Annotated in this window: 16 protein-coding genes and 1 tRNA gene; 9 read left to right on the top strand and 8 right to left on the bottom strand. The window is 71.9% G+C overall.

Going from position 1 to position 20,202, the window contains the following annotated elements:
* Positions 1-121: 121 nt before the first annotated feature.
* Complete coding sequence (locus tag K8556_RS05260) at positions 122-601, top strand: tyrosine-type recombinase/integrase (RefSeq protein ID WP_223739278.1); 480 nt, start codon at positions 122-124, stop codon at positions 599-601.
* A gap of 80 nt (positions 602-681) precedes the next feature.
* On the opposite strand, the gene K8556_RS05255 is transcribed toward K8556_RS05260, so the two are convergent.
* Positions 682-758: transfer RNA gene (locus tag K8556_RS05255), tRNA-Pro, on the bottom strand.
* Between the two features lie 252 nt (positions 759-1,010).
* Between K8556_RS05255 and K8556_RS05250 the strand changes: the two genes are divergently transcribed.
* Complete coding sequence (locus K8556_RS05250; RefSeq protein ID WP_223738912.1) at positions 1,011-1,409, top strand: two-component system response regulator; 399 nt, start codon at positions 1,011-1,013, stop codon at positions 1,407-1,409.
* 1 nt (position 1,410) lies between these two features.
* On the opposite strand, the gene rpe is transcribed toward K8556_RS05250, so the two are convergent.
* Complete coding sequence (gene rpe / locus K8556_RS05245; RefSeq protein WP_223738911.1) at positions 1,411-2,070, bottom strand: ribulose-phosphate 3-epimerase; 660 nt, start codon at positions 2,068-2,070, stop codon at positions 1,411-1,413.
* A 174-nt stretch (positions 2,071-2,244) separates the two neighbouring features.
* Here rpe and K8556_RS05240 point away from each other — a divergent pair, with 174 nt between their 5' ends.
* Positions 2,245-3,753 (top strand): HD family phosphohydrolase, encoded by a 1,509-nt coding sequence (locus K8556_RS05240; protein WP_223738910.1) that lies wholly within the window; start codon positions 2,245-2,247, stop codon positions 3,751-3,753.
* 9 nt (positions 3,754-3,762) lie between these two features.
* Here K8556_RS05240 and pyk read toward each other — a convergent pair whose 3' ends face one another.
* The 4 genes from pyk to K8556_RS05220 form a co-directional block, all read right to left on the bottom strand.
* The gene (gene pyk / locus K8556_RS05235; RefSeq protein WP_223738909.1) at positions 3,763-5,193 is read right to left on the bottom strand and encodes a pyruvate kinase; all 1,431 of its coding nucleotides are present in this window, start codon (positions 5,191-5,193) and stop codon (positions 3,763-3,765) included.
* A 99-nt stretch (positions 5,194-5,292) separates the two neighbouring features.
* On the bottom strand, positions 5,293-6,108 hold the full coding sequence (locus tag K8556_RS05230; RefSeq protein ID WP_223739277.1) for a hypothetical protein: 816 nt from the start codon (positions 6,106-6,108) through the stop codon (positions 5,293-5,295).
* Positions 6,109-6,260: 152 nt separating this feature from the next.
* Positions 6,261-7,721 (bottom strand): NFACT RNA binding domain-containing protein, encoded by a 1,461-nt coding sequence (locus K8556_RS05225; RefSeq protein WP_223738908.1) that lies wholly within the window; start codon positions 7,719-7,721, stop codon positions 6,261-6,263.
* 124 nt (positions 7,722-7,845) lie between these two features.
* Positions 7,846-8,049: a hypothetical protein gene (locus tag K8556_RS05220; protein ID WP_014399699.1), complete on the bottom strand. Its 204-nt coding sequence runs from the start codon at positions 8,047-8,049 to the stop codon at positions 7,846-7,848.
* 347 nt (positions 8,050-8,396) lie between these two features.
* Here K8556_RS05220 and K8556_RS05215 point away from each other — a divergent pair, with 347 nt between their 5' ends.
* Positions 8,397-9,713, top strand: coding sequence for a glycoside hydrolase family 1 protein (locus tag K8556_RS05215; protein ID WP_223738907.1), 1,317 nt, complete (start codon positions 8,397-8,399; stop codon positions 9,711-9,713).
* On the opposite strand, the gene dusB is transcribed toward K8556_RS05215, so the two are convergent.
* Positions 9,692-10,705, bottom strand: a complete 1,014-nt coding sequence (dusB, locus tag K8556_RS05210; RefSeq protein WP_223738906.1) for a tRNA dihydrouridine synthase DusB — start codon at positions 10,703-10,705, stop codon at positions 9,692-9,694. The two genes, K8556_RS05215 and dusB, sit on opposite strands and share 22 nt — an antisense overlap.
* Before the next feature lie 97 nt (positions 10,706-10,802).
* Between dusB and K8556_RS05205 the strand changes: the two genes are divergently transcribed.
* The 3 genes from K8556_RS05205 (at position 10,803) to K8556_RS05195 (ending at position 13,710) form a co-directional block, all read left to right on the top strand.
* Positions 10,803-12,230 (top strand): site-2 protease family protein, encoded by a 1,428-nt coding sequence (locus tag K8556_RS05205; protein ID WP_223738905.1) that lies wholly within the window; start codon positions 10,803-10,805, stop codon positions 12,228-12,230.
* Between the two features lie 116 nt (positions 12,231-12,346).
* Entirely contained in the window at positions 12,347-12,931 is a 585-nt protein-coding gene (locus tag K8556_RS05200) for an RNA polymerase sigma factor (protein ID WP_223738904.1), read from the top strand.
* Complete coding sequence (locus K8556_RS05195; RefSeq protein ID WP_223738903.1) at positions 12,928-13,710, top strand: NrsF family protein; 783 nt, start codon at positions 12,928-12,930, stop codon at positions 13,708-13,710. Before K8556_RS05200 ends, K8556_RS05195 begins: the two co-directional genes overlap by 4 nt.
* 11 nt (positions 13,711-13,721) lie before the next feature.
* On the opposite strand, the gene K8556_RS05190 is transcribed toward K8556_RS05195, so the two are convergent.
* Positions 13,722-14,162, bottom strand: coding sequence for a peroxiredoxin (locus K8556_RS05190; protein ID WP_223738902.1), 441 nt, complete (start codon positions 14,160-14,162; stop codon positions 13,722-13,724).
* Positions 14,163-14,339: 177 nt separating this feature from the next.
* On the opposite strand from K8556_RS05190, the gene K8556_RS05185 reads away from it, so the two are divergent.
* The gene (locus K8556_RS05185) at positions 14,340-16,451 is read left to right on the top strand and encodes a chloride channel protein (RefSeq protein ID WP_370639887.1); all 2,112 of its coding nucleotides are present in this window, start codon (positions 14,340-14,342) and stop codon (positions 16,449-16,451) included.
* A 79-nt stretch (positions 16,452-16,530) separates the two neighbouring features.
* Positions 16,531-20,091 carry a hypothetical protein gene (locus tag K8556_RS05180; protein ID WP_223738901.1) on the top strand — a complete coding sequence of 1,187 codons (3,561 nt, stop codon included), beginning with the start codon at positions 16,531-16,533 and terminating at the stop codon, positions 20,089-20,091.
* The last annotated feature ends 111 nt before the right edge of the window (positions 20,092-20,202 follow it).

Genomic DNA, 20,202 nt, shown 5'->3' with positions numbered 1-20,202 from the left:
TTGCGCACACAAGGCCGAACGGCGCGAGCTCCTGCCCCTTTCCTTGGCGAATAGAGGCGATGAGGACCATCGCCAGGTAGTTGGCGGCGCGCTTCTCGTAGCGCCTCGCCACGCGCCGGTTCTGCTTCAAGCGATTGAAGAGGCACTCCACCAGCACCTCGTATTCGTCCTGCTCGGCGGAGAGGCGGGGCTGCGCTGTGGCGAAATCATTGCCCTGGAGCAGACGGATGTGGACCTCACCCGGGGCGTCATCCACGTCCGCCGCTCGGAGTGGGAAGGGCACGTCACCCTGCCCAAGGGCGGACGGGCCCGGCAGGTGAACATGACCGCCCGGCTGGCGGACACCCTCCGCAAGCAGCGGCACCTCCGGGGCGAGCGCGTCCTCTGGCGGGCCGACGGTCACCCGAAGGTGCCCCAGGTGCTGCTGAACAAGTGGATGAGCCGCGTCCAGCGGCTGGCCGGGCTGAAGGTGACGAGCGGCATCCACATCCTCCGCCACACCTTCTGCTCCCGGCTGGCGATGGCGGGAGCACCGGCAAAGCCATCCAGGATCTGGTCGGTCATCAGAACCTCTTCACCACCCAGCGGCACATGCACCTGACCCCGGTGGCCATCCGGATGCTGGAGCCCAGAAACGAAAACGGGCTGGAAGCCTTTCGGCCTCCAGCCCGCTTCGTCGTTTGGTCGGGGAGACAGGATTTGAACCTGCGACCCCTTGGTCCCGAACCAAGTGCTCTACCAGGCTGAGCCACTCCCCGATATCCGGTGCTGCGCCAGGAACTGCCCTCGGGCCCGGCGAAGCGTGGGCGGATCTATCCGAGCCGCTTCCTTCAGTCAACGGACTCTTTTGCCTCCCCCTTCCCCCACCCCTCCCAACCCCCTCGCTCCCCCGATTGTTGTCCTACCTACCCTTCAGGACGGGACAATGTTCACCCTCTTCACAAGATCCGGGCCTTCCTGTACTTCCAAGATGTTGCACGGTGTTCCCCCCTGTCCCCCCACAGAGGACCATGACTGCTCCCACTGTCCTCATCTCGGATGATGAGCCCCTGGTCGTGTCCGCGCTCGCCCGGGAGGCCAAGCGCTCCGGCCTCGTCTGCGTGTCCGATACCACCTCCGAACATGTGCTGGAGCTGGCCCGCAAACACCGGCCCGCGGTCATCATCCTGGACATCAACCAGAACCAGGACGGACGGGACCTGCTCGCGCAACTGAAGAAGGACCCCGTCACCCGCGACAGCAAGGTCATCATGCTCAGCGGCGTGGAGGATCAGTTCACCCGCCACGTGTGCTTCGAGCTGGGCGCCGACGACTACGAAGTGAAGCCGTGCGACCCCACCTTCATGACCCGCATCGCCCGCATGGCCGCCGCCGCCGCGCGCCCCCCCGCTTCCCCCGAAGCCGCCTGACTCACGACGGCCGCAGCGACCGGATGGCCTGCGCGTAGTCCTTCGCGCCAAACACGTAGCTGCCCGCCACCAGCACCGTCGCCCCCGCGGCCACCACGCGCTTCGCCGTCTCGGCGTTGATACCGCCGTCCACCTCGATGTCCACGTCCTTCAGCCCCCGCGCGTCCAACATCGCGCGCAGCCGGCGGACCTTCTCCACCGAGGGCTCGATGAACGTCTGCCCCCCGAACCCCGGGTTCACGCTCATCAGGAGCACCATGTCCACGTCCCCCAGCACATCCTCGATCGCCGACAGCGGCGTGCCCGGGTTCAACACCACCGCCGGCTTCGCCCCCGCGTGACGGATGTGCTGCAACGTGCGGTGCAGGTGGGGGCTCGCCTCCTGGTGCACCGTCAGCACGTCCGCCCCCGCCTTCACGAACGCGTCCACGTACTTCTCCGGCTCCACGATCATCAGGTGCACGTCCAGCGGCTTCGTCGCCACCCGCTTGATGGCCTCCACGATGACCGGCCCCAACGTGATGTTGGGCACGAACCTGCCATCCATGACATCCACGTGAATCCAGTCCGCGCCGGCGGCCTCGATGGCGCGGACCTCCTCACCCAGGCGGCTGAAATCAGAGGAGAGCAGCGACGGAGCGATGCGGACAGGGCGGGTCATGGCGGCGCTTCATAACCGCTTCCGTCAGCCCCTGGAACCTTCGCCCGGCAGGACAGGGGGCTTGCGGACAGAGGTGGACCTGGCAGGTGGGGGGGTCCGGGCGGCCGGCACAGCCTGCGTGCTACAACCCGGTGCGCCCGCGGCCATCCGCCGCATCCCATGGAGCCCGCCCCGGTGCTTCCACAGTCCGTGCCCGCCTCCCCCAACCTGTCCCGCCGGCTCGCGAAGCTGACGTCCATCCTGGATGTCGCCAAGGCGATGAGCGCCGAGCGGGACCTGGACCTGCTGCTGCCCCTCATCCTCTATGAGGCCACCAAGGTCGTGGAGTCGGACCGCTGCTCGCTCTTCATCCTCGACCGCGAGCGCGAGGAGCTCTGGAGCAAGGTGGCCCAGGGGTCCAAGAACGAAATCCGGCTCCCCATGGGCAGCGGCATCGCCGGCCAGGTCGCCCACACCGGCGCCGTCATCAACATCCCCGACGCCTACGCCGACCCCCGCTTCAACAGCAGCTTCGACGTCTCCAGCGGCTACCGCACCCACACCATCCTCTGCGTCCCCATGCGCGACGCCAACGGAGAGGTGACGGGCGTCATCCAGGCCCTCAACAAGCGCGGCGGCCAGGTGTTCGACGAGGAGGACGAGGAGCTGCTGCTCGCCCTGGGCGCCCAGGCCGCCGGCGCCATCGAGAACGCCCTCCTCCACGAGGAGATCAACCGCCTCTTCGAGGGCTTCGTCTCCGCGTCCGTGGTCGCCATCGAGGCGCGCGACCCCACCACCGCCGGCCACTCCGGCCGCGTCGCGGACCTCACCGTGTCCCTGGCCCAAGCGCTGGAGCACCAGGCCACCGGCCCCTATGCCCAGACGCGCTTCACCGCCGTGGAGCTGCAGGAGCTGCGGTACGCGTCGCTCCTGCACGACTTCGGCAAGGTGGGCGTGCGCGAGAACGTGCTCGTCAAGGCGGAGAAGCTGTACCCGCATGAGCTGGAGGCGCTGCGCGCCCGCTTCCAACTGGCTCGCAAGGACCTGCAGTTGCAGAGCTCCCGGCGCAGGCTGGCCGCCGTGGAGGCCCGCGGCCTGTCCGCCCTGCCCTCCATCCATCAGGAGGAGGACGCGCGGCTGGGCCAGGAGCTGGCCCAGTTGGATGAGGTGATGGGCTTTTTGCTCACCTGCAACAAGCCCACGGTGCTGGCGCAGGGCAACTTCGAGCGGCTGCTGGAGCTGGGCACGCTCACGTACACCGACGCGCACGACCACGGGCAGCCGCTGCTGCTGCCCCACGAAATCCAATCCCTCTCCATCACCCGCGGCACGCTCTCCCCGGAGGAGCGCCGCGAAATCGAGAGCCACGTCGAGCACACGTACCGCTTCCTGTCCCAGATTCCGTGGACCCGCGCGCTGCGCCGCGTGCCGGAGATTGCGTACGCGCACCACGAGAAGCTGGATGGCACGGGCTACCCTCGCGCCGTCCCGGAGATTCCAGTGCAGTCCCGGATGATGTCCATCTGCGACATCTACGACGCGCTCACCGCGAGCGACCGGCCCTACAAGAAGGCCGTGCCGCACGCGCTCGCGCTGGACATCCTCAAGAAGGAGGCGGGGTCCGGACAGCTCGACAGGGACCTCTTCACCATCTTCGTCGAGGCGGAGATTCCCCGCCGGGCCCTCAAGAAGAGCCCGGCGTAGGGCCCTGCATCAGGCGCTGATGGTGTGCAGCCGGAGGCTGTTGATCTTCCCCGGCTGGCCCACCGGCGCGCCGAACACCACCACGATGCGGTCGCCCCTGCGCGCCAGCCCGCGCGACACCAGCTCCTCCTCCACGCGGCGGAGCATGGTCTCCGTCTCCAGGATGGGCTCCAGCACGCGCGGCACCACGCCCCAGAGCAGCGACAGGCGGCGGCGCACCTCCTGGTTCGGGCTGAACGCGACGATGGGCACCGTGGGCCGGTAGTGCGCGAGCAGGCGCGCCGTCACGCCGGACAGCGTGAAGGCCGCGATGAGCGTGGCGCCGCTGGCCTTGGCCGCCTCGCACGCCACGCGCGCGATGACGTCCGGGAAGTGCAGCGGCAGGCCCAGCGGGGCTTCAATCACGCGCGGCTGGAGCTGCGCGCGGGCGGAGGACTCGGCCGCCAGGATGATGCGCTCCATCATCTGCACGGAGTCCAGGGGGAACTTGCCGCTCGCCGTCTCGCCGGAGAGCATCAGCGCGTCCGCGCCGTCGTACACGGCGTTGGCCACGTCGCTGGCCTCCGCGCGCGTGGGGCGCGGGTTGTCGATCATCGAGTTGAGCATCTGCGTGGCCACGATGACGGGCAGGCCGCGCAGGTTGGAGCGCCGGATGATGTCCTTCTGGACGGCGGGCACCTCCTCCGGGGGAATCTCCACGCCCAGGTCGCCGCGGGCCACCATCACGCCGTCCGTCTTGTCGAGGATGGCGTCCAGGCGCGCGATGGCCTCCGGCTTCTCCAGCTTGGAGATGATGGGCACCGTGCGGCCCACCTCCGCCATGGCCTGGCGCGCGGAGTCCAGGTCGGACGGCTGGCGCACGAAGGACAGCGCGATGTAGTCCACGCCCGCCTTGAGGCCGAAGATGAGGTCCTCGCGGTCCTTGGGCGTGAGCGCGTCCGCGCGCACCGCCACGCCGGGCAGGTTGATGCCCTTGTTGTTCTTCAGCGTGCCGCCGTGGACGACTTCCGTCTTGATGAGCTGCTTCTTGTCCGTCTCCACGACGCGCAGCTCCAGCAGGCCGTCATCCAGCAGGATGCGGTCGCCGGGGTTCACGTCCGCCGCCAGGTGCGGGTACGTGGTGGACACGATTTCGTCCGTGCCCTTCACCGTCTCGTCGGTGGTGATGTGGAAGGTGCCGCCCGGCTTCAGCTCCGTGCTGCCGGTGACGAAGCGGCCGGTGCGAATCTTGGGACCCTGCAGGTCGCCCAGGATGCCCACCGCCTTGCGCACCTTCAGCGAGGCCGCGCGCAGCATGTCGATGTTCGCCTGATGCTGCTCGTGGCTGCCGTGGGAGAAGTTGAGCCGGGCCACGTCCATGCCGGCCTCCAGCAGCGCTTCCAACATCTCCGGGGTCTGACTGGCGGGGCCGAGGGTGCAGACAATCTTTGCTCGTCGCATATGAGGCCGAACATCCGGCCCCACAGCGTTTCGGTCAAGACATCCCCGAATGAGACCGAGCAGGTAAACCAGTAAATGTCCAGGCCGCTCGGCGTGCGCTCAACCGCGCAGCAGCGTGCCCAGGTTCTCGCGCTCCCAACGCAGCGCGGCGGCGTAGTGCGGGTACGTGCGCTCGCGCTCGCGGAAGGCGCGCGGGTGGTGCACGCGGCGCCCGGTGCGATTGCTGCTGGGGAACAACTGGTGGAGCATCTCGTGGAAGACGATGAACTCCACGAAGAAGGCGGGCACGTCCGGCTTGTCCAGCGCGGGGTGGATCCGGATTTCGCGCGTCTGGTGGTCGTAGACGCCCAGGCGGATGGACTTGCGGCGGCGGCGCGGGGGCATGCGGCCCCAGCCGATGCGGGCCTGGATGGCGTTCTGGAAGTAGGCCTCGTTGACGCCGTTGTAGAGCGCGCGCAGGTCGAAGCAGCGGCCCAGCGGGTTCAACTCCGCGTCGGATTCCCGGCGGAGCTGACGGATGAGCGGCTGCTGGCCCCGGATGTACTCGTCCAGGAGGGCGCCCGCGGCGCGGTGCCCGCGGCCCGCGTAGTCCGCCACCGCGCGCACGACGACCTCCGGCGCGTCCAGGAACATGTGGTGCAGCCGCAGTTGGAGCACCTGCGAGCCGCGGCGGAAGGACACCATGGTGGAGCGGTTGTCCGTCACGGCCAGGCGCACCGGCATGCCCAGGTTCGCGCTCAGCCGCCACGCGAGCGACTCCGCGCGAGACCAGAGCTCCTCACGCGACGCGGTGAGGACGCGCGGCGCCTCCTCCGGGACGCGGTTGCGCGGCGGCAGGGGCGCGGGTCCCTCCGGCGCGCGCTGCGCGGGAGTGGCGGCGCGTTCCGCGGACGAGCCACGCGGGAACAGGGACATCTGGCGGAAGGCTTCGGGCGTCACGCGGGGGGCATCGTACCCGGCACTTCCCGAACCTCAAGGCCAGGGGCTGGATGCCCGTCCGCCGGTCGACCTGGCCCACACGCCCCGCGTGACACCCCGGGTTGAATCCGTCCCACGGGCATCGCCCTTCAGGACAGGACGCCCGGGTCTCCGTGGCGCGACTTGAGCAGCCGCTCCAGCCGCTCCGGCTCCATGCGCACCACGAAGGTCTTCTCCCGGGCATAGGTCACCTGCCCGGGGGCCGCGCCCTTCTGCTTGCGCACGAACTTCACCGGCATGTAGCTGACCTCGCCGCGCGGTTCGCCCTTGGCGCCCGAGTGGTGCAGCGCGAGGTGCGCCGCGTCCAGCAGCACCTCCTGCGCCACCTCCGCGTTCTTCTCCAGCGGCACCACCACGTGGCTGCCCGGCAGGCCGCGCGCGTGCAGCCACAGGTGCCACGGGCGGGCCACCTTGAAGGTGAGCTGGTCGTTGTCCTCCGAGCCGCGCCCCACCCAGATGCGCGCGCCGCCGTGGCCCACGTACTCCTTGAAGGGGAGGCCCCCCTTCGGGCCCTCCTCCCCCTGGGTCACCTGGAGCACCTCCGCCTGCGCGAGCAGCGCGGCGTCATCCATGGCCTCAATCTGCGTGAGCGCCGTCCGCGCGTGGGCAACCTCTCGCGCGAGCTCCGCCTCGCGGTGGCGGGCCTGCTCCACGCCGCGAAGGAGCCGCCGGTACTGGTGGAAGTGCCAGTCCGCCTCCTCCTTCGGGGTGCGCTTCGGGTCCAGCTTCACCTGGACCTCCTCCACGCCCGCCTCCGTATAGGCGATGAGCGTCACCTGGGACGCGCCGCGCTTGAGCCGGTGCAGGTTCTGCGCGAGCAGCTCGCCCACCTCGCGGTGCTTCTCCGCCTCCGGGCCGCGCTGGGCCTCCGCGCGCACCTTCTCCAGCGTGCGCGAGGAGCGCTTCAGCCGCGCCCGGTACGGCTGCGCGAGCCGGCGGCGGATGGCGTCCGCGCGGCTGGTGCGGTCCTTCTGTCCGAGCACCCGCTCGGCGGCCTGCAGCCTGGGCAGCGCGTCGCCTTCCCTCGGCTCCAGCCGCGAGGGCTGCGCGCGGCCCTTCGCCAGCGCCTCCGCGGAGACGGGCTCCGGGGGCGACCACTGCGCTCCGGGATAGAGGTTGCGCCTGGGGCCGAAGCCCTCACCGGAGAGCATCAGGACGCGGTGGTTGTCGCTGAGGAGCAGCAGGCCTCCGGGCGCGCCCACCTCCAGCACCAGCCGGCGGCGCACGTCCTCTCGCTCGAACTCCAGGGCGATGGCGCGGCTCTCCTCCAGATAGCGCGCGGCCGTCAGCTTGAAGCCGGTGAGCTCCTGGCGCAGCCAGCGCTGGAAGGGGGCGGGCTCGCCCGGCGTGGGGAAGCGCTCCTGCGCGACGGACAGGCGCGACAGCTCGCCTTCGGCGCAGAGACACAACACGACCGATCTGCCGGGGACGCGCAGCTCCAGGTAGGCCAGGCGGGGCAGCGGGCACCATGCCTTCTGGGCCACCGCGCCCACCAGCCGGGCCGCGGCCTCCGCCACGACCTCCTCGAACTCCACCGGACGCAGCGACATGGCCCCTCCCGGGCGGACACGGAGGGGGACTTCAAACCCCTGGCCCGCAAAAGAAAAACGGCCCGGCGGGTTTCGCCGAGCCGTTCACCGGACGTCAACCGACGTCCGAAATGACGCCGTTACTTCAGGCTTCCGGGGTCGCCGGGGCCGCAGCGGCCTTGCTGGCGCTCTTGCGGGTCGTCTTGCGGGCGGACTTCTTCGCGGCGGCCTTCTTCGCCGGGGCCTTCTTGGCCGTACCGCGCTTGGCGGCAGGGGCCTTGCGGGCGGTCTTCTTCGTCGCGGTCTTCTTCGACGCGGCCTTCTTCGCGGTCTTCTTCTTCGCGGCCATCGGAATCCTCCGTTCAGTGTTGAGGCCCGCGAGGACGCGAGCCCTGCACCCACTTCGAACTGAACGTGAGTGCTTGAAATGAATGGTACGGGCGACATGCCAGTGTGTCAACGCATGGTGATGTATTGCAGTGCGCGGCGAGGCCGATTTTTGGCCTCCGGGCGCTTCGAACCGTTGGTGGCGGTCATTTCGGGGGTCCGGCGCGTCGCGTGCGGGGCCGAATTTCCGGCTCCGGACGCATTTCGAGGGTCCGCGCCACAGGTCTGGGTGTCCGCTGCCGTGCATCTGGCGCGCGCGCATCGCGTCGCTTCCCGTCGTGGAGGCGGCGGCCTACGGTGCCCGCCCGCATGAGCTCCGCCGCGCTGACCTTCCCCGCGTCCTTCACCTTTGGCGTCGCCACGTCCGCGTACCAGGTGGAGGGCGGCATCGAGAACGACTGGGCCCAGTGGGAGCGGCAGGGGAAGTTGAAGGAGCCCCACGCGAGGTGCGGCATCGCGGTGGACCACTGGCGGCGCTACGCGGAGGACTACGCCCTGGCGAAGGCGGTGGGGGCCACGGCGTTCCGGCTGTCGCTGGAGTGGGCGCGCATCGAGCCCGAGCGCGGCCGGTTCGATGGCGCGGCACTGGAGGGCTACCGCGAGCGGCTGCTCCAGATGCGCGCGATGGGCCTGCGGCCCGTGGTGACGCTCCATCACTTCACCCACCCCACGTGGTTCCACGCGTCCACGCCCTGGCACCTTCCGGAGAGCCTGGAGGCCTTCCGCCAGTACGTGCGCCGGTGCGCGCCCCTGTTGGAGGGGCTGGACGCGCTCGTCATCTCCTTCAACGAACCGATGGTCCTCTTGTTGGGCGGCTACCTCCAGGGGCTGATGCCGCCGGGCATCGCGGACGGGGCGAAGACGATGGCCGCGCTCGGCAACATGGTGCGCGCGCACGTCATCGCGCGGGAGGAGCTGGGCCAGCGCCTGGGCCGGGTGGAGCTGGGCATCTCCCAGAACATGCTCGCGTTCGCGCCGGACCGCTGGTGGCATCCCCTGGACCGCTCGCTGGTGCGGCTGGCGGCGCCCGCCTACAACCACGCGTTCCACGAGGCGCTGTCCTCCGGCCACCTGCGCGTGTTCATGCCGGGCGTGGCGTCCACGGACGTGCGCATCGAGGGGGCGCGCGACTCCGTGGAGTTCGTGGGCGTCAACTACTACACGCGCGCGCACCTGCGCTTCATGCCGCGCCCACCCTTCATCGACTTCAAGTACCGCGACCCGGACGGGCGCGGGCTCACCGACATCGGGTGGGAGCAGCGGCCCGAGGGCTTCCTCCAGCTCCTCCAGGAGGTGAAGCGCTACGGCAAGCCGGTGTGGGTTACCGAGAACGGCATCGACGACCGCCAGGGCACGGTGCGGCCGGAGTACCTGCACGCGCACCTGCGCCAGGTGCTGGCCGCGCGCGAGGCGGGCGTGGACGTGCAGGGCTACCTTTATTGGAGCCTGCTGGACAACTTCGAGTGGCTGGAGGGTTGGGGCCCGCGCTTCGGCCTCTACCACGTGGACTTCGACACGCTGGAGCGCCGCCCCACCCCGGCCTGCGACTACTTCCGCGCGGTGGCCACCGGGCGCGTGCTGGTGCCGCCGGGCCCTGGCGCCGCTCAGCCCAGCGCCGCGCGGTAGTCCACCTCCGGCTCCTCCAGGGGGGCCGTGGGGTCCGTGTCCGCGCCCGCGAAGAAGCGGCGCACGCTGTCCTCCACCGCCTCCGGCGAGTCCAGCCCGTTCACCTCCGAGCGGAAGTGCGCCGCGCCCTTGAGGCCATGGGCGTACCAGGCCAGGTGGCGGCGGAAGGAGCGCACCGCTCCCAAGGCGTCCCCGACGAACTCCGCGTGGGCGCGGGCGTGCTCCAGCACCAGCTCGCAGCGCTCCTCCGGCGTGGCGGGCGGGCCGCCCTGGAGCTCACGGAAGAGCCACGGGTTGCCCAGGGCGCCCCGGCCAATCATCACGAAGTCGCAGCCGGTGCTGTCCAGCATGCGGTGGGCGTCCGCCACCGTCTTCACGTCCCCGTTGCCCATGATGGGCAGCTCCGGGAAGTGGCGCTTCAGGTCCGCGATGTGGGCCCAGTTCGCCTGCCCCGAGTAGCCCTGCTCGCGCGTGCGCGGGTGCAGGGCGAGCCCCGCGCACCCGGCCTCCTGCAGCGACTCCGCCACCTTCAGGTAGTTGAGCGTGCGCGCGTCCCAGCCCGAGCGGATTTTGCAGGTGACGGGCAGGCCGGTGGCCTCGCGGATGGCGCGGACGATGGCGGCGGCGCGGGGCACGTCGCACAAGAGGCCGCTGCCGGCGCCGTTGCGCACCACCTTCTTCACCGGGCAGCCCATGTTGATGTCGATGACCTGCGCGCCCGCGGCCTTGCCCACCTGCGCGGCCTGGGCCATGGCCTCCGGCTCGCCGCCGAAAATCTGGAGCGAGTAGGGCTTCTCCACGGCCGGGTCGTACCGCAGGTACTTGAGGGTGCGCTGGTTCTGGCGCATCAGCCCCTGGGCGCTGACCAGCTCCGTGGGGCAGAGGGCCGCGCCCAGGCGGAAGGCGATGACGCGGAAGGGACGCTCGCTCACGCCGGCCATGGGCGCGAGGATGTAGGGGTTGGGGAGCGTGTAGGGACCCAGCTTCAGCATGGCGTGAGGACACCCTATACCTGGAAGGCGAGCAGAAGCGCGCGGGCCATGAGAACGACCCTGCGCGAGTGGGGGCCAACGATTAAGGTCCCCCTCCATGTTCCGTTTTCGGCTCGGGAGCGTCCCCGTCCACGTCCACACGAGTCACCTGCTCTTCTCCGCGGTGTTCGCCTACCAGTCCCTGCCCCTGCCGGGGCGGCACTCGGGTGCCGGGTGGCTGGGGGACCAGTTGGCCGACGCCGCGGCGCCCGGACACATGGGCGCGGTGGCGACCTACGTGCTGGCCTGGATGTTCATCGTCTTCGTGTCCGTGCTCGTCCATGAGCTGGGGCACGCGGTGGCCTTCCGCTTCTTTGGATACCGGCCGAGCGTGGAGCTGGTGTTCATGGGCGGCGTGACGCGGCCCAACGCGGACGCGCCCCTGCCCTGGCACAAGGAGGTGGTGAGCAGCTTCGCGGGGCCGCTGGCGGGCCTGGCGCTGGGCGTCCTGTGCTGGGCGGTGCTGATGCAGGTGCGGGGCCGCTCGGAGATGGCGGACTTCTTCCTGAGCAACTTCTTCTTCGCCAACATGGTGTGGGCGGTGCTGAACCTGCTGCCGGTGCCGCCCCTGGACGGCGGGCACATCAGCACGGCGCTGGCGACGCGGATGTTCGGGCGGCGGGGCTTCATCGTGTCGCACGTGCTGGCGCTGGGCCTGTGCGTGGGGCTGGTGCTGCTCAGCATCAAGAGCGGGGCCCTCATCATGGGCGTCCTCTTCGCCATGTTCGGCTTCCAGTCGTTCCGCGTGCTGTCGGACATGATGCGCGCGCGCAACGAGGCGAAGGAGGAGGAGGGCCCCAGCGCCCAGGCCCTGCGCGAGGCGCAGCAGGCGCTGCGCGAGGACCGGCTGGACGACGCGTGGCGGCAGGGCAACCGGGTGCTGGAGACGGAGGGGCTGTCCCCGAACCTCACCAGCCGGACCCATTACCTGCTGGGCTGGGTGGCGCTGAAGCAGGGCCACGGGCGGCCCGCGCTGGACCACTTCTCCCAGGTGCAGGGCCAGCCGGTGGAGATGCACGCGGTGGCGGCGGCGTTCTCCCTGGTGGGGGATGACGCCCGGGCGGTGGGCTACTGGAAGCAGGCGTGGGGCGAGTCGCAGGACCGCACCGTGATGCACGAGTACGCGGGCGCGCTCATCCGGCTGGGCCAGGTGAACGAGGCGCTGCGGCTGCCCGGCGTGGACGCGGCGTCCGCGTTCCGGTGCGCGGAGCGGGCGCTGTTCATCCGGGGCGCCTACTCGGAGGCCGCGGCGGTGAGCGAGGCGGCGCTCCGCCACGTGCCGGACCCGGGCATCGCGTACGACGCGGCCTGCGCCTTCGCGCGCGCGGGCAACGTGGCAGACGCGGTGCGGCTGCTCCAGCGGGCCGAAGGGCTGGGCTTCCGGGACGCGGCCTACGCCGCCTCCGACGAGGACCTGGCGCACCTGCATGGGCACCCCGCCTTCGAGGAGTGGCTGGCGAGGATGCGGCCGGCCGCCTCATCCTGACGGCAGGCGACTTTCTCCCGCCCGGCGCCCTCGGGGGCCGTAGAGTCCGCCTCCGTCCCGTGAGCCCTTCGTCCCCTCCCGTGAAACCTGGCGCCGCGCCCCTGCGTACCGGAGACATGCCGACGTCTCCGGGCGCTTCCGGGGGGGCCTCCGGCGACTCGGACGAGGTGTTGATGGAGCGGTTCTGCCAGGGCGACGCGCAGGCGTTCGACGCGCTCTTCCAGCGCTACGCGCGCCCCGTGCAGGGCTACCTGGCGCGCCTCACCGGCAGCCCCGCCACCGCCGAGGACCTGGCCCAGCTCACCTTCCTGTCCCTGGTGCGCGCGCGGGGCCGCTATCAGGCCGGCTCGCGCGTCCGGCCCTGGCTGTACGCCATCGCCACCAACGCCGCGCGGGACCACGCGCGCCGCCACCGCCGTCCGGAGGACCTCACGCCGGAGGGGGAGCTGCCCCTCACCGCCGTGGCGGACACGCCGGAGCCGCGCGACGCGGGCCTGGAGCGCGCGGTGCAACGCGCCCTGGCGCAGCTCCCCGAAGGCCAGCGGCTGCCCATCCTCATGCACCGCTTCGAGGGCATGGGCTTCGCTGAAATCGCCGAGGCCCTGGGCCTCACCGAGAGCGCGGTGAAGGTCCGCGCCCACCGGGGCTACGCGCGCCTGCGCGAGCTGCTCGCGCCCCTTCAGCAGGAGACCTCCCGATGACGCCCGAGTGCGAACGCGTCCTGGACCGGATGGACGGCCCGCTGCCCCCGGACCTGGCGTCACACGCGGCCGGGTGCGCGGACTGCCGGGCCCTGCTGGAGGGCTTCCAGGTGCTGGCACCTCCCGCCTCCGCTCCCCCCGCCGTGCCCATCGACGAGGCCCGGCTCGAAGAGACGCGGCGCCAGTCGCTGACGGAGCTGGCGGCGCACCCGCGGTCCACGCCGTGGTGGAGGGAGGTGGCGGTGCTGCTCGCCACCTATCTGGGCGTGGGCGTGGTGGGGCTGCTGTGGGTGGGCCGGCACGGGATGCTGCGCAACAGCGCGTCGCCGCTGGCGGTGGCGCTCGTGGCGCTGCTCATCGTCGTGAGCGTGGGCGGCGGAGCGATGGTGGCCCTGGCGCCGAGGCAGCGCGCGTGGCCCTTCACGCTCGTGGCCGTGGGCGCGCTCGCCGTGGCGCTGGCGCAGTTGAGCGGGCGCTCGGGCGTCCAGGTGCGGCCGTTCCTCGCGGGCACCCTGGGGTGCCTGGGCGCGGAGGTGATGCTGTCGGTGGTGCCGCTGGCCCTGGCGCTCGTCCTCCTGTGCCGCTCCGCCTTCCAGCCCGCGCGGGCGCTGGCGGCGGGGCTGTCCTCCGCGGGGGTGAGCCTGCTGGTCCTTCACGTGCATTGCCCGGACGGCAGCGCGGGCCACCTGATGCTGGGGCACGTGCTGCCGTGGTTCGCGCTGGCGGGCGTGGCGGTGTTCATCCGCTCGCGCCTGCCGTCCCGCTCGTTCGCGCCCTGAGCGCGGGCGCCCTACTGGAGCCGCGACAGCGCTTCCTGGGGGAAGGCCCGCGCGTCCACCTTGGCGTGCCACTCCTTGATGCGGCCGTCCGGCCCGATGACGACGCCCACCCGGCGCGCGTTGGGGGCCGAGGCGTCATCCGCGGCCCCATAGGCCAGCCCCACCTTGCGATCCACGTCGCACAGCAGCGGGAAGTTGAAGCCGAACTTCTGGGAGAAGGCCTGGTTCTCCTCCGGCGTGTCGAAGCTGATGCCCAGGATGGCGGTGCCCTTCGCCTCGTACTGGGTCTTGTGATCGCGGAAGGAGCAGCCCTCCGCGGTGCATCCCGGGGTGTCCGCCTTCGGGTAGAACCAGAGCACCACGTTCTTGCCCCGGTAGTCCGACAGCCGGTGCGTCTTCCCCGTCGAGTCCTGCACGGTGAACTCCGGGGCCACGTCTCCCTGCTTGAGCATGTGCGATGCCTCCTTCATGGGGTGGAAACCGGGGGCGTCGTAGCACGCTCCGGGGGCAGGGGGCCGGGCACCGCTCGGGTGATGTGTGGAGTGGAGTGCAGGCGGACGGCGCCGGGGCGTGGGCGTCATCAAGATGCTTGAAACCCACCGGGCTCCTCCGTTTAGTAGGTGCACCAAATGAACACCTCCGACGAACCTCCGCCTGCCGAAACGCAGCGGATGGCCGCGCTCACGCTCTGGGCGCGACAGAGCCTCTCCCGTCTCATCTACTTCCTGCTGGGCGCGTCCAACCGCATCCGCCTGCCGACCCCCTCGGTGCTGCCCATCGCGGGCGCGGTGGTCGGGCTCTACAGCGGGCTGGCCGCGGGCATCTTCTCCAACCTCATTGGCGTGATGAGCGGCATCACGTTCAGCGCCGCGGAGCTGGCGGCGACGTTCAAGCCGCAGCGGCTGCGCACGTTGATGGAGTCACTCTCCTCCGCGCGCTGGCACCTGGAGTACGCGCTGGTGGGCGTGCCGCTGGCGCTGGGCGCGCTCCTCCTGGCGCGGGTGATCGAGCCCGGCGGCCCTCGCGACGAGGTGAAGCGCCGCCTGCGCCTGCTGGCGCTGCTGACGCTGGGCGCGCTGTCGCTCTACTACCCGCTGGTGGGACTGGCGGCCGTGAACGCCGTGTTCGGCCACGCGCACAACCTGCCCGCGGTGCTGCCGCACCTGCCCTGGTGGCTGATGCTGCTCGCGCCCACGGTGGGCGGCCTGGCGGTGGGGCGGCTGTTGCGGGACCGGCCGGAGACGCACGGCCACGGCCTTCCGGAGGTGGTGCGCGCGGTGAAGAGCGGCGCGAACGTGGTGCCGGCGGACCGCGGGTTGCTCAAGCTCATCGCGTCCGCCATCACCATTGGCAGCGGCGGCTCCGCGGGCCGGGAGGGCCCCATCGTCTATGGCGGCGCCGCGTTCGCGTCCAGCGTGGGGCGCGTGCTGGGCTTCAGCCGCAGGGAGCTGTCCATCCTGTTGGCGTGCGGCGCGGGCGCGGGCATCTCCGCGTCCTTCAACGCCCCCATCGCGGGCGCGGTGTTCGCGATGGAGATCATCCTGCGCGAGTTCGAGCTGCGGGTGTTCTCCCCCATCATCCTGGCGAGCGTGGCGGGCACGCTGGTGAGCCGCGGCGTGCTGGACGAAGCGCCCATGCTCAACCGGGTGAACTACGAGCTGGTCAGCGGCTCGGAGGTCTTCGCCTACGCGGCGCTGGGCATCGGGTGCGGGCTGCTCGCGTTCGCGTTCGTGAAGCTGCTGCACGGGGTGGAGCACTTCTTCCACGGCGGCATGGGCGGGAAGCTGTCCCCGTGGCTGGGGAAGAAGCCGCTGCCGGTGCGCGCCGCGCTGGGCGGCCTGTGCACGGGCGTGCTCGCGTTCCTGAGCCCCACGGTGTGGGGCAGCGGGCACGACTACATCAACCTGGCGGCGGCGGGCCAACTGCCCTTCCTCTTCCTGGTGACGGCGTGCGTGCTGAAGCTCGTGGCCACGTCGCTCACCATTGGTTCAGGCGGGTCCGGCGGCACGTTCTTCCCGGCGGCGCTGATTGGCGCCATGGCGGGCGGCGCGTTCGGCACGCTGGTGCACTACTTCTTCCCGCACGCCACGGGCCCCAGCGGCGCGTACGCCATCGTGGGCATGGGCGGCGCGGTGGCGGCGCTCACGCGCGGTCCGCTCACCGGCATGATGATGCTGTACGAGCTGAGCGGCAGCCACGAGATCATCCTGCCGCTGATGGTGACGTGCACCATCGCGTCCGCGGTGTGCCACTTCCTCACGGAGCGCACGGCGCCCAAGGTGCAGAGCGACGAGGACCTGCTGGCGGCCACGCACGTGCGGGCCCTGATGACGGAGGTCCCCGCGGTGTCCGCGGGCACGCCGCTGCGCGCGCTGACGGACCAGTTGCTCACGTCCGAGGCCGGCACGCTGCCGGTGCTGGACACGGAGGGCAACCTCTACGGCACGGTGCAGGTGGAGCAGCTTCGCGAGGTGTGGCGCGACGAGTCCATGTACCCGCTGCTCGTGGCCAGCGACCTGGCGCGCAAGCTGCCCGCGCTGGCGCCGGACTCGGACCTGGCGCATGCGCTCCAGGTGATGGACCACGAGGACGTGGACGCGCTGCCGGTGGCGCCCGTGCTGGGGCTCTCCCCGTGCGGACTCATCACCCGCGCCGCCGTCCGGCGCTTCCTCTTCGCGCAGCACACGCGCGCGCACTCGACGGGCAACTACCCCGTCACTCCCTCGGAGGCGGCGCACTGAGCATCGGCCGCGCCTGGGGGGAGGCCCCGGGCGGGGTGGGTCTGTCAGGAAAGCCGGGGAGCGGGCATCCTTGGGCGCCATGTCCGACCCCGCCCTGTCCGCCCTGCGCGCCGAGCTGAACTCCACCTTCCACGATGCCCGGGTGCGGCGGCTGGTGGAGCTGGGGCGCAAGGCCCGGACGGACCCGGCGGCGCAGGCGGTGCTGGACGCGCTGTCCCGGGGTGACGCCTTCGAGCGGCGGCTGGCCCTGGCGGCCCAGTTCACGCGCCGGGATGGCGCGGCGGTGCTCCAGGCCACGGCGGACGCGTCCTTCCGCGTTCGCGCGCTGGCCTTCGAGCTGGTGTCGCTGGCCTGTGACGACGCCCAGGCGCTGGAGGCGCTGCGCATGGCGCACGGGATGCGCCGCGAGCAGGCCCTCATCCACCAGTTGCGCAAGCGCAAGCGGCACGCCGTCATCGACGCGTTCCTGGACGGGCTGGCGGAGAAGGGCGAGCACGTCACCTTCGCGGACACGGTGCCCCTCGCGTCCGAGCCGGCCCTGCGCCGGCATGTGGCGCGGGCCCTGGAGCGGCCCAGCCAGCGGTTCTGGGCGCGGCTGGCCCGGCATGCGCCGGCCGTGCTGGGCGAGGTCCTGCGGGAGCAACTGAGCGCTGTCACGGGCGAGCCGGACCCCGTCACGCGGCAGCACCTGGCGTGGGGCCTGGGGTGGCTGGCGGAGCGGGCGCCCGACATGGCGGAGACGCTGCTGGCGCTGCTGCTGGAGCGGGGCATCCCGCCGGATGAGCACGCCGTGCGGACGCTGGTGAAGCAGCGCCCCCTGCGCATGGTGGCGCTGCTGCGCCAACGCTCCCCGGCGTTCCTCCCGCACCTGCTGTTCGCCAGGTCCCTGGCGTCACTGGACGCCGGGTCCCTGACGTGGATCGTCCAGCGCGACCCGACGCTGCTGGGCCGCGCGGAGGACGTGCTGAAGGAGCTGCCGGAGCCGCTGCACGCGACGCTCACCGAGGCCTGGGCCGCGTCCGTGGAGCGGGCCCCCGCGTGGGGCACGCCGCTCATCGCCCGCATCGCGGACCCGGCGCTGCGTGAGGCGGTCCACGCGCGCTGGACCGTGGGCGCTCGCACCCGGGATGGCGTCATCGCGCCGGAGTACGTGCGGCACCTGCCGGTGGAGCTGCGCGAGCGGGAGGCGCGCCGTCACCTGGACGAGGTGGTGGCGCTGGGCACGCGCGCCGAAGCGCGGTTCGCCTATGCGCGCTTCCTGCCCTGGGACGAAGCGCTGGGCGCGCTGCGGGGCGCGCTGGGTCACCCGGACGCGGCGATGCGCGGAGTGGCGCTGGGCGCGCTGCTGGCACTGCCCGGCCTGCGCCCGGACGAGCCCGCGTGGGTGGCCCCCGCGCTGGCGCTGGTGCTGGCCCGGAAGAACGAACAGGACCCCGTGCGCGGGGTGATGCTCCAGGCGCTGGCCGAGTGGCCCCGCCGGATGTGGCGCGCCGAGCACACCGAGGCCCTGGGGCGGATGCTGCGCGACGCGCTGGACGCGGCGGACCTGTCCATGGGCACGGCGCAATCCGCGGAGCGGCTGCTGGTGCGGGCCTTCGGCGCGGACCCGGCGTGGGGCGCGCGGTGGCTGGGCACCTTCCTCAAGGAGCGCGGGCGCATCCAGGACGGCGGGCTGGGCCACCGGTTGACGGACGACGAGGTGCGCCGGGCCGCGCCGTACCTGCTGGCGCTGGCGAAGAGCTGGGCGGAGCGCGAGCGCGGCGGTCCCCTGCTCCAGCTCGCGGCGAGCCTGGGCAAGCGCGCGGCGCTGGTGCCCGGCCTGTCGGACTGGCTCGTCTCCGTGCGCGACACGGCGCCGGACAACCGGCTGTCGCTGGCGCTGACCGCGTGGCTGTCTCGGGAGGACCGGCCGCGCTTCGAGTCGACGCTCGCGGCCACCCTGCGGCGCTGGCGGGACCGGGGCTGGGACGAGGAGGTGGTGGCGCTGGCGGCGGCCGAGAAGCGTTCGCTTCCGCTGCACCGGGAGCTGGTGGAGGAGCTGGAGCGGGTGGCGCTGCGGCTGGGCAAGCCGTCCGGGAACGCGCTCTGGGTGCTGCGCCACCGCGCGGTGAAGGACTTCGACCGGATGCTGCCCGCGCTGCTCAAGCGGGACGAGAGCGCCATCGCCATCCCGGTGGTGCGCGAGTTCCTGCACCGGCGGCGGCAGGACCTGCTGGGTCCGTACCTGGACGCGCCGGTCATCACCGGCCAGTTCGCCACGGGGGTGACGCACTGGCTCTTGCCGTTCGACTCGGGGTTCTTCCGGTGGACGGTGGAGCAGAACCGGGCGTATTCGCGCGCGCTCGTCAGGCTGTGCGAGGACGTGGAGCGGGACACGCCGTCGGTGCTGGCGGCGGTGACCCGGATGGCGGCGCTGGACTGGGCGCCCATGGACGCGCTGCTCGCGCTGGCGGACGACAAGCGGCCCGCGGTGCAGGAGCGGGCCCTGCGGGTGATGGCCCGGTGTGACCAGGGCCAGGGCGTGCCCACGCTGTTGGCGGCCCTGGAGGATTCGCGCGCGCGCATCGCCATCTACGGCCTGCGCCGCGCGTTCAACGGCATGCCCGTCACGCGGGTGCTGTCGCTGCTGGCGGAGGTGCCGCTGACCCGGGTCACGGTGGCCAAGGAGGTGGTGCGCCTCCTGGGCGAGCTGCGCTCGGACGAGGGCTATGCGCGGCTGCTGGAGCTGGACGCGAAGCCCCTTCACCGCGACGTGCGCATCGCGCTGTTGCGCGCGCTGTGGGACCACCTGGACCGCGAGCCCACGTGGGCGGTGTTCGAGCGCGCCGTCACCGGCGAGGACGCCATCATGGCGTCGCGCGTGGGGGACATCCCGGCGGACCGGCTGACGGAGGCGCTGGACGCCCGGCTGTCCGCGCTGCTCGCGAAGGTGCTGGCGCGGCCGGAGCCGGATGCGCGCATCGACCTGCTGCGGCGCGCGGCCTGGCTGTCCGTGAAGGACCGCGAGCGGGTGTTCCTGTCCGCCTGTGGCGCGCGGCTGGCGTCGCCCTTTGACGACGAGGTGCGCGCGGCGATGGGCGCGCTGGTGTACCGGGCCGACGAGCGCGACGTGGAGCTGTTCGAGCGGATGCTGGAGGCGGTGGCCCAGGATCGGCGCGCGCTGAGCGTGGCGATGGACGCGCTGCTCCAGCCCCGGGACCGGATGCGGCCCGTGCCCCTGAGCGCGGTGCAGGGGCTGGTGACGGGGCTCCTCACGAGGGACCCGTGTCTGGCGACGCTGCGCGTGCGCTGCGCGGCGGTGGCCCTGGCGCCGCCGGCCTTCGCGAGCCACCTGGACACGATGGGACAGGAGGGGTGGCTCCACGCGGACGCGCTGATGGCGGCCCAGGTGGCGGTGTCGAACCTCCCGGTGGAGACGATGGAGGACGTGGGCGGGCGCCTGGCGCGGAGCCCCAGTCCGGAGGCGCGGCGCGTGGGCCTGCACTGCCTGGTGCGCGACGCGGGGGACGGACGCGGCTGGACGGAGGAGCGGCTGACGGCGCTCGCCATGTTCCAGCGCGATGAGTCCCCGCTCGTGGCCGGGGCCGCGCAGTTCGTGTTCCCGCCCCGGGAGATGGTGAAGGCCCCGGAAGAGGCGTAGGCCGCCCGGACGCGAAGGTGGGCCACGTCCCGCCCGACACAGGCGTCAAAAACCTGTCCGACTGTCGGACAGGTTTGTCCGGTGCGCCGCCGGCAGGGCGGCACCGTCCGT

Source organism: Corallococcus sp. AS-1-12, from assembly GCF_020036995.1.
GTDB lineage: Bacteria > Myxococcota > Myxococcia > Myxococcales > Myxococcaceae > Corallococcus.
Note: the sequence above shows the minus strand (reverse complement) of the source record. Positions and strands in the feature narration are given on the sequence as shown.